The sequence below is a fragment of the Streptomyces sp. NPDC055078 genome, from assembly GCF_053607985.1.
This window is the reverse complement of sequence record NZ_JBSGUP010000338.1, coordinates 1-8,761: the sequence shown is the minus strand read 5'-3', so window position 1 is coordinate 8,761 and position 8,761 is coordinate 1. Positions and strand designations below refer to the sequence as shown.

At 68.7% G+C, this 8,761-nt stretch carries 9 protein-coding genes; 4 read left to right on the top strand and 5 right to left on the bottom strand.

Going from position 1 to position 8,761, the window contains the following annotated elements:
* Positions 1-40 precede the first annotated feature (40 nt).
* The 5 genes from ACWF94_RS25120 to ACWF94_RS25100 all read right to left on the bottom strand — a co-directional run bounded on the left by ACWF94_RS25120 (position 41) and on the right by ACWF94_RS25100 (position 4,575).
* Positions 41-1,522, bottom strand: coding sequence for an amidohydrolase family protein (locus tag ACWF94_RS25120; protein WP_453492667.1), 1,482 nt, complete (start codon positions 1,520-1,522; stop codon positions 41-43).
* A 177-nt stretch (positions 1,523-1,699) separates the two neighbouring features.
* Positions 1,700-2,227: a dienelactone hydrolase family protein gene (locus tag ACWF94_RS25115; RefSeq protein WP_453492664.1), complete on the bottom strand. Its 528-nt coding sequence runs from the start codon at positions 2,225-2,227 to the stop codon at positions 1,700-1,702.
* Complete coding sequence (locus ACWF94_RS25110; protein ID WP_453492661.1) at positions 2,224-3,291, bottom strand: Rieske 2Fe-2S domain-containing protein; 1,068 nt, start codon at positions 3,289-3,291, stop codon at positions 2,224-2,226. Before ACWF94_RS25110 ends, ACWF94_RS25115 begins: the two co-directional genes overlap by 4 nt.
* Positions 3,284-3,520, bottom strand: a complete 237-nt coding sequence (locus tag ACWF94_RS25105) for a recombinase-like helix-turn-helix domain-containing protein (RefSeq protein WP_453492658.1) — start codon at positions 3,518-3,520, stop codon at positions 3,284-3,286. The genes ACWF94_RS25110 and ACWF94_RS25105 overlap by 8 nt, the downstream gene beginning before the upstream one ends.
* Positions 3,521-3,612: 92 nt before the next feature.
* A complete protein-coding gene (locus tag ACWF94_RS25100) occupies positions 3,613-4,575 on the bottom strand; it encodes a PDR/VanB family oxidoreductase (RefSeq protein WP_453492655.1) in 963 nt (320 codons plus the stop codon).
* A 597-nt stretch (positions 4,576-5,172) separates the two neighbouring features.
* Between ACWF94_RS25100 and ACWF94_RS25095 the strand changes: the two genes are divergently transcribed.
* The 4 genes from ACWF94_RS25095 to ACWF94_RS25080 form a co-directional block, all read left to right on the top strand.
* Positions 5,173-6,162: an ABC transporter substrate-binding protein gene (locus ACWF94_RS25095; protein ID WP_453492652.1), complete on the top strand. Its 990-nt coding sequence runs from the start codon at positions 5,173-5,175 to the stop codon at positions 6,160-6,162.
* 29 nt (positions 6,163-6,191) lie between these two features.
* Positions 6,192-7,028 (top strand): ABC transporter ATP-binding protein, encoded by an 837-nt coding sequence (locus ACWF94_RS25090; protein WP_453492648.1) that lies wholly within the window; start codon positions 6,192-6,194, stop codon positions 7,026-7,028.
* A complete protein-coding gene (locus ACWF94_RS25085) occupies positions 7,028-7,903 on the top strand; it encodes an ABC transporter permease (protein WP_453492645.1) in 876 nt (291 codons plus the stop codon). Before ACWF94_RS25090 ends, ACWF94_RS25085 begins: the two co-directional genes overlap by 1 nt.
* A 194-nt stretch (positions 7,904-8,097) precedes the next feature.
* A partial coding sequence (locus tag ACWF94_RS25080) for a TolB family protein (protein WP_453492642.1) occupies positions 8,098-8,761 on the top strand: 664 nt, incomplete at its 3' end.

The following is an 8,761-nucleotide window of genomic DNA, read 5'->3' as shown; positions in this document are numbered from 1 at the left end:
GGCCGACGACGGGACCCGGTACGCATGCCCGGCAGTGACGTCAGGTGCCCAGCGGTGAAGCGCCCTGGGGCGCCAGCGGGTCGGAAATCAACCCTTGGGCGGCCATGAGCCGGTCACGGGACGCCTCGGCCGCGGCGCGGACGCCGGCCGTGTCGTGCCCCACGAGCTGTCCGCGGAACTTCCGCAGTTCACCGCCGACGAAGACGGTGTCGACATTGCCCGCGTGGGCGAACGAGGTGATCGTGGCGACGGCGTTGGAAGCCGGAGCGGTGTTCAGATCCGTCGTCCGCACCAGGATCACGTCCGCTTCCTTGCCCGGCGTCAGTGACCCGACACGCGAGTCCAGTCCGGCGTTGCGCGCTCCTCCCATCGTGGCGAACTCCAGTGCCTCCTCGGGTGCCAGATGCCTGAGCGAGTCGGGGGGCGCGCCCGCTCCGGCTCTCTCGAACGTACGGCCGCGATGGCCGCTGAGCAGGATCTGCATCTCGGTGAACATGCTGAGGCCGTAGCTCAGTTCGTTGTCGCCGCTGAGCCCGGGGCGCACCCCGGCCGATAGCGCGGCGTCGACCTCCGCGAACCCGGTCCCGAGCCCGAAAGCAGCGTCGGACCTGGGACAGAGGTTGACGGCCACCCCGGCGTCCGCGATGAGGGACCAGGAACCGGCACTGAGGTTGTAGCAGTGGTTGAACGCGTGCCGATGGGTCAGCAGTCCGTCGTCACGCATCCGGCGCAGGACGTCGTCCACCTCCGCCACGTGACTGCCCATCTCGGTCGAGATCCACAACTCGTGCTCGCGAGCGAACCTCCACAGGTCGACGTCTGGTGCCGTGGCGTAGAGACGCAGGGTGATGCGCTGGTCCTCCGACGAGAAGTAGGTGTCCCGGAGCCGCAGCACATCCCGTGGCCAGTTCAGGTCTCCCCGGCCGTCGGTCGGGGAGCCCGACGCATGGACCGCCCGGATACCGGAGTCCCACACGGCCTCGACCGCCGCGTCCGCGTGCCCCGGCGACGGGTTGTTGTACGCGTTGTCGATCATGGTGGTGATCCCGGCGTCCAGCGCCACGAGCGCCGTCGCCAGTGTTCCCACGTAGACGTCGTGCGCGGAGTAGTGCGGCATGTATCCGCCGCGTGTGTAGTTCATGTACGCGGGGAAGTCGAGGACCGGTGCGGTGCCGCGCAGCTGACCCTCCCAGGCGTGGACATGCGCGTCCACGAACCCGGGGAGGACGATGAAGTCGGTGGCGTCGATGACCAGGGCGTCGGCCGGCTCTCGTACCGAGGCGGAGACCTCGGCGATCCTTCCATCTCTGATCAGCACATCGCCTGGGGCGAAGTCTCCGACCTCCGGGTCCTGGCTGAGAACACATCCCCCGCGCAGCAGCACGACCGGCCGGCCGTCACGGGCACGCAGCGCATCGAGCAGTTCGGCGTGGTCACGTGCCGCCTCGGGAGGCGGGGGCGGTTCCGACGGCGGTGCGCCGACGGATCGGAAGCGCCGCTCGGGCTGTGCTCTCTCCTCCATCACTGACACTCCTTCCTGGGCCTGCCGGGCGCCGGTGCCACGACGGGACAGCGGTTCATGATGGCTCCTCCATGGTTGAGCGGCCCCGGACAGCTTCCCGGGCGCGCGGAAAGCACTCGACCGGGCGGGGCGAAACGTTGTGTCGACTCTCGGGAGACCGGCCCGAGCCCGGGACGGTTACTCGACCGGGCGCAGACCACAGAGCCCACGGTCAAGAAGCTCGACAGCACGGTCGCACGACTGGTCGCCGTCCGGATCGGGCTGCGGCAGGGACCGCGCCCCCGTGTCGGCGGCGACCCGGTCCGCGACGGTTGCCGCCACACCGACCCCGATGAGGGCGAGGTGCCGGGCCGGGATGTCGTAGCAGCGAAGGGCGTGGCGGATCGCGCCCGTGACGTCCTCCCGGAGCTCGTCCGCCGTCAGACGCGTCCAGGCCCGTTCCGCGTCCGCGGGGGACCGAGGATGGAACTCGCGCCCACCGGTGTCGTAGTAGAAGTACGGGGCGATCGCCAAGTGGCCCCCAGCGGCGATCGCCCGGCACAACTGCTCGATCCCGGCCGTCAGCCCGAACTCGTCATGGCACACGATCACCGCCGTGCGGGGCAGCGTGCGCGCCTCTCGTACGAACAACGGCGCGGAGGTCCCGTGGTGGCGCCTGCCGCGGTTGGCGGGACCGTGGGCGTGCGCGTGCCCTTGGCCGCTCATGCCGAAGTGGCCCCGGCCACCGCGGGCTGGACGGCCTTGGCCGAGCCGAGCTGCTTGGCCTGCCTGCGCGCCTCGGACTTGATCATGCGGCGCATCCGGACCAGCGCGATGTCGTGCTGGTAGAGGTTCTCGCGGTCCGTCGCGTCCAGCGGCATCGTCTCGGCCATCTCGCGGTCCTGGCCGAGCACATGCCAGTGCCGGGCCTCCAAGCGGTGCTTGTACAGGAACCGCCAGCTGTCCCGCTCCCACCCCTCCACACGACGACACCGCCAGAAGAATCCCGCGTGCTGCGTGGATGACATCGGCGTAAGCGAGGCGACGATCGCGAACGGCCCGCCGGGACCGGCGGTCGGCGGATAGGGAATGTCGAGCAAGGCATGCGGGTAGCCGGTGTCCACCCATTCGACCCAGTCGAAGTTCACGTTCCGCTGGTCCGTCTTCTCGAAGAAGAAGCCCGTCTCGGTGTCGCGGATCTGGAAGGCCGCTTCCTTCTTCCCCTGGGACATCGCATGAGTGTTCCGGTGCAGGAACGCGCCGTGCATGGGGTCCAGCAGATTGTCGAGGGAGACGAGATACGAGCAGTCCCATTCGACGTAGCACAGGAACGCCTCCCACTCGCCCCCCGCGATCGGCAGCGGGGCGCTGAACGGCTTGGGCGGCGCGGACTCGTCGAGGCCGAACCAGGCGAACACCGCGCCGCCGTACTCCACGGCCTCGAAGGTGCGCACCGCCCGCTGGCCTTCGAGCGCGCACCCAGGACTCCCCGGCACCGAGACGACCACGCCCTGGGCATCGACCTGTACTCCGTGGTAGTTACAGGCGACCCGGTCGCCCATGTGGACACCGATCGACAGCCGGGCGGCCCGGTGGGGGCACCGGTCCTCCTGCACGTGGATCTCGCCCTTGCTGTCACGCCACAGCAGGAGCTGTTCACCTGCCCTGTCGATCCTCACCAGCTCGCCCGGCGCGATCTGCGAGGAGGGACAGAGCCCGTACCAGCGATCGCGCAGCCCGAGGGCGAAGAGGTCGTCGGGGGTCCAGGTGCGCACGGTGCGGTCAGACACGGCCGTTCGTCTCCTTCTCGCCCAGGCGGGCCAGTTCGTCGCGGAAGCTTCTCTCGTCCCAGTCCTCGCCGTGAGCGGGCCGCACACCGGACGTGTTCAGCTCTCTGACGATGCCGGGAAGGTCGTGGATTCCCTGACCGTAGATCCCCTCCAGGACGTCGGCCAAGGCATGTTCATAGCTGGTGGTCTCTCGTGACCTGCTCTGAACAGCTACATTTCTCAGTTCCATATCGGGTCCCTGTGGTTGTCTGTCAAAAGGAACGCGGAATCTGCCCGGGAACCGGTACTCCCCCGTGAGAGTCCGCGCATCGCGGGCACCGGTCAGATGTCGAGTGTCAGCTCGGGTGTCCTGCTGCGGGAGACGCAGATCATCATGGTGGCCCCGTCCTCGCGTTCGGCCTCCGTGAGCAGCAGGTCCCGATGGTCGGGCACTCCGGACAGCACCTCGGTCTCGCAGGTCCCGCACACTCCTTCCCGGCACGAGGAAGGAACCGGGACTCCGGCTGCCGCGAGAGCGTCGAGCACGGAAGTGCCCGTTTCCACGGTTACTCGCCGTCCGGTACGCCCGCACACCACGTCGAACGGCGGGTCACCGGCACTTCCGGCCACGTCGGCCGTACGGCCCCGGAAGCGCTCGAACCGGACCTCCCGCCCCTCTCCGGCGTGCTGCACGACCGCCTCGATCAGGGCCTCGGGACCGCAGCAGTAGACGTCCGCCCCCGGCCTCTCCGCCAGTACGGATCCGAGGTCCACGGGACGGCCGGCCTCGTCGTCGACATGGAGGACGAGCCGGTCGCCGCACAGCTGCCGCAGTTCGGGGACGAAGGCCATGGACCGGCGTGCGCGTCCGCAGTACAGGACGTGGAGCGCCTGCCCCGTACGGCTCAGCTCCCGGGCCATCGACAGGATCGGGGTGATCCCGATACCGCCGGCGATCAGCAGATACTCGGCGGAGGAGTGGAGCGGGAAGTTGTTGCGCGGGCCCGTGACGGTGAGCGGGAGACCCACCCGGAGCTGCTCGTGGATCCACCGGCTGCCGCCCCGGGAGGCGCGGTCCCGCAGTACGGCGATCGTCCACTCGCCGCCACGGTCGGGATCACCGCACAGCGAGTAGTCGCGGGACAGCCCGTTCGGCAGGTGGACACTGAGGTGGCTGCCCGGTGTCCACCCTTCGAGCGGGACACCGGCGGGATCCCGAAGGGTCACGGAAAGGACATCCTCCGCGAGCCACTCGACACGCTGGACCCGCAGCTCGCGCGGCGCCTCGGCCGTGGAGGCCGACACCGGGGCGACCGATCGTGGTCCAACCTGCACACCACCCATCCGGCATCCCTCCTCCGGCTTATCTTACCACTAAGACAATCAGGCGTTCCGGCCCCTGACAAGCACCTTGTACGGATTCGGCGGGACGGGACAGGCCGGCGGGGACGCCGAGCAGGGCGACCGGAGGCACGCCCGGACCCATGCCCTGCCGACTCGGGCGGGGCGGGACAGGCCGGAGCCACATCCGGACGCCCCGAGCCGCCACGCGGCCGGCGCCACAGCCGCCGACCGAACCCCGCCCCACGCGCACCACCTCGATGGCGACCCGCACCACCGCACCCACTCTTCCGCACACCGCAAGCGGCTCCGGACCGCGAGCACACATCGCACGCCCGGTTCCTGACGATTTCTTGCGCAGACCCTTGACGATTAATACCTTAGAACTAAGACTCCTACTTCGAAGCAGCCTGGCACCAGGACCACCGCCGACCTCGGCACCCCCACCCGCTCGCGGACCTCCGCCCCCAGGCAGTCAGAGCCGGACCTCTCACCACGAAATTACTGCGGCATGAAATGCCTCATGGAGGACATCTGATGAAACGATCGATATCAGCAGGCATGGTAGTTCTTGCGCTTGTCCTCACGGCCTGCGGCGGCGGCGCCACCGGCAAGGACTCCCGGGGAAACACCGCCTTCACCGTGGCGATGCCGTTCGAGAGCTGTACCGCCTGGTGGCCGCTGTACGTCGCCGCTGAGAAGGGTTACTACGAGGAGGAGGGCGTCGCGCCGAAGTTCGAGGGGCTGGACGGCTCCGGGGCAGCCGTTCAGGCGGCACTCTCCGGGAAGGCGGCGCTCGCGCTGAGTGCCGCGGACAACTATCTGACCGCGGTCGACAGCGGCGCGGATCTCAAGGGCTTCTACTCCGTGTACACGGCACAGGCGTTCTCGCTGGTGACACGGGCGGACTCGGGCATCAAGACGCTCAAGGACGTCGCCGACACGAAGGTGGGTATCAGCACCCCCGGCGGCGGAGACGTCACCTACGCGAGTTCACTGCTCAAGATCGGTGCCGATCTGACCGTCGACACCGACTACCAGCAGTTCGCCGTCGGTGAAGGCAGCGCCGCCGCCACGGCCCTGCAGAAGAACGTCGTCAAGACGTACTCCGCATCCTTCTTCGACGAGGAGGTCATCAAGGCCGGAGGCGTCGAGCTGCGCCGTCTCGACGACGCGGATTACCCGCAGGTGACCGGCGGATTCCTGGTGGGAGCGGGCGCCTGGGTCGACAAGAACACCAAGGCCGTCGACGGAATGGGGCGGGCCATCGCGCGGGCCACCCAGTACGGACTGGCCCACCGTGACGAGGTGGTGAACCTGTGCGCGAAGCTGATGCCGGAGGAGGCCAGCGACCGCAAGTTCGCCCGCATCATCGTCGACCGGGTGGCCGAGCTCGCGAAGCCCGCCCCGTCGTCCGGGGGTCGCTTCGGCCACATCGACGAGAAGGGGTGGGCGAAGTACCGCAAGGCCCTCATCGATCTGAAGATCGTCGGCCGAGGTGCGGCCAAGGCGGATGTCGACAACTCCCGTGTCGACGCTTGGAATCGGTGAAGACCCGTGCGAAACGGAGGAACAACCAGATGAGCATGGTGGACAGCGGCACGAGAGAGGTCTCGTCGGTGACGGAGCCGGCGGTGGCCGTGAAGGATGTCGTCAGGACCTTCACCAGCAAGGGGGAGACGGTCCACGCGCTGGGCCCCGTCTCGCTCGATGTCCAGCGGGGCGACTTCGTTGCCCTGCTGGGACCCTCGGGGTGCGGGAAGACGACTCTGCTGAACATCGCCGCCGGCCTGCTCCCCGTCACGTCCGGAGTCGTCGAGCTCCAGGGCGAACCCATCAGCGGAGTGCCCGAGAACGTGGCCATGATGTTCCAGAAGGCAGTTCTGCTGCCCTGGCGGACGGTCCGGGAGAACATCCTGCTGCCGGTCGAGCTGTCACTGGGCAGGCGCGGGGCCCGCCAGTGCAGAGAACGCGCCGACGAGCTGCTCTCCCTGGTCGGCCTCGACGGCTTCGGGGACCGGCTGCCCAATGAACTCTCGGGCGGAATGCAGCAGCGGGCGGCGATCTGCCGGATGCTCATCCAGGACCCGCAGCTGCTGCTGCTCGACGAGCCCTTCGGAGCACTCGACGAGTTCACCCGGGAGCATATGAACTCCGAGCTGCTGCGGATCACGACGCGCCTCGGGAGTACGTCCCTGTTCGTCACCCACAGCATCAGCGAGGCCGTCTTCCTGGCCGACAAGGTCGTTGTCATGAGCGCCCGCCCTGGTCGCATCGAGGGCGTGGTCGAGGTCGGCCTGCCTGCGGACCGTACCCCGGAGATCGTGACGACAGCGGAGTTCCAGGCGTACGTCAGATCCGCGCGGGATCTCCTGAAAGCCGGACACCAGGCGATCACGAAGTCCGAGGAGCAGTGATGGCACAGTCGACATCGGCACCGGCAGACGCCCGGAACCGGAAGCCCGTGAAACCCTCGTCCGGACTCCTCCGCAGGAAGACCTTCCTCGAACGCGTGCCGACGCCCGTACTGATGACGGTCGCCCTGTCCGTACTCATCGGCGTCTGGCAGCTCGCGGTCTCATTCGGCTGGGTGTCCGAGTACGTGATGCCCACACCCGCCGACACCGCGGCGGCCATGGGGGACGTGGCCGTCAGCCTGACGACCGGTGGTGTGGTGTGGGACAACTTCCTCATCACCCTCCAGGAGATCGTGCTCGGTCTCGCGATCGCCGCCGCGGTCGGAATCATTCTGGGCGTCGCCATCGCCGAGACGGTCCTCGGCCGCAAGGTCCTCCAGCCCCTCATGGTCGCGCTCTACGCGGCGCCCAAAGTGGCCCTGGCACCCGTGTTCGTGGCGTGGTTCGGATTCGGTCTCACACCCAAGGTGGTCATGGCCGCGACGATCGCCTTCTTCCCGATCATGGTCGACACGGCGGCAGGGCTGGCCGGCGTGGACGAGGACCAGGACAAGCTCTTCATGATGAACCGGGCCTCGCGCTGGCAGCGGTTCACAAAGCTGAAGTGGCCGACCGCCCTGCCTTTCGTCTTCGCGGGACTGAAGAGCGGCGCCGTACTCGCCGTCATCGGAGCCATCGTGGCCGAGTTCATGGGCGGCGGTGAGGGGCTGGGCGTCCTGGTGAAGACAGCGAGTGTCGGCTTCGCCCTGGACCGGGTGTTCGCGCTCATCATCCTGCTCTCGCTGATCGCGTTCGCGGTGTACATCCTGGTCGACCTCGTCGAACGCAAGGTCGTGCACTGGCGGGCCACCGGCTTCCTGCCGGCCGAGTCCTAGCCGGGACACCGGGCCCCGGCCTCCGTACCGGATCCGGGGCGGGCGAGGGCGCCGCTCCCGAACGCGGGTGGCCGTGCCCGACAACGGCACCTCGACGCCCCTGCCCGGACGGGCACGGCCGTCGGCCGACTCCCCGGAGCCCCCGCGGCGGGTTCCGAGAGGCACACCCATCGACCAAGTACCAGAGGAGAATCATGGCCGAGGATCAGGGCCAGGACCCACTCGACAACGGGCCTCGAACGACCCGCCGGACGCTGCTCGGCACCGGCATCGCCGGCGGAGCCGGCGTCCTGCTCGCCGGCACTCCAGCCGCTGCCGATCATTCCCGTCCGGAACCGGCCGAGTGGTCCGAGGCGGTCGACGGCCAGGTGACGGCCCGCGAGGGAACCAACATCAGCGTCTCCGTATCGCCGAACGGCCGCTGGATCGCCACCGACGCGCAGGGGTGCCTGTGGATCATCCCGCGCCGAGGAGGTCGCGCACGGCGTGTGGGCACCCGTGTCGACCTGTTCCTCCCCCGGTGGATCGACGACGACACACTGGTGGTCCAGGCATACATATCGGGCTTCTTCCAGCTCTGCCGCGTCCGGACGGACGGCACCCGCTTTGAACAGCTGACGACGGAGCTCTGCGACCATCGCGAGCCGAGTGTCTCGCCCGACCGGCGCGAGATCGCGTTCAGCACGGACCTCGGCGGGCAGTTCGACATCCATGTACTGGATCTCCGTACCCGGGCGGTCCGCCCCTGGCCGGGCATGACCGCCGCCGATGAGTCACAGCCGGCCTGGTCGCCCGACGGCGACGAGATCGCCTTCGTCGTCAACGGCACGGAGATCGTCGCCTCCGACGCCGATGGTC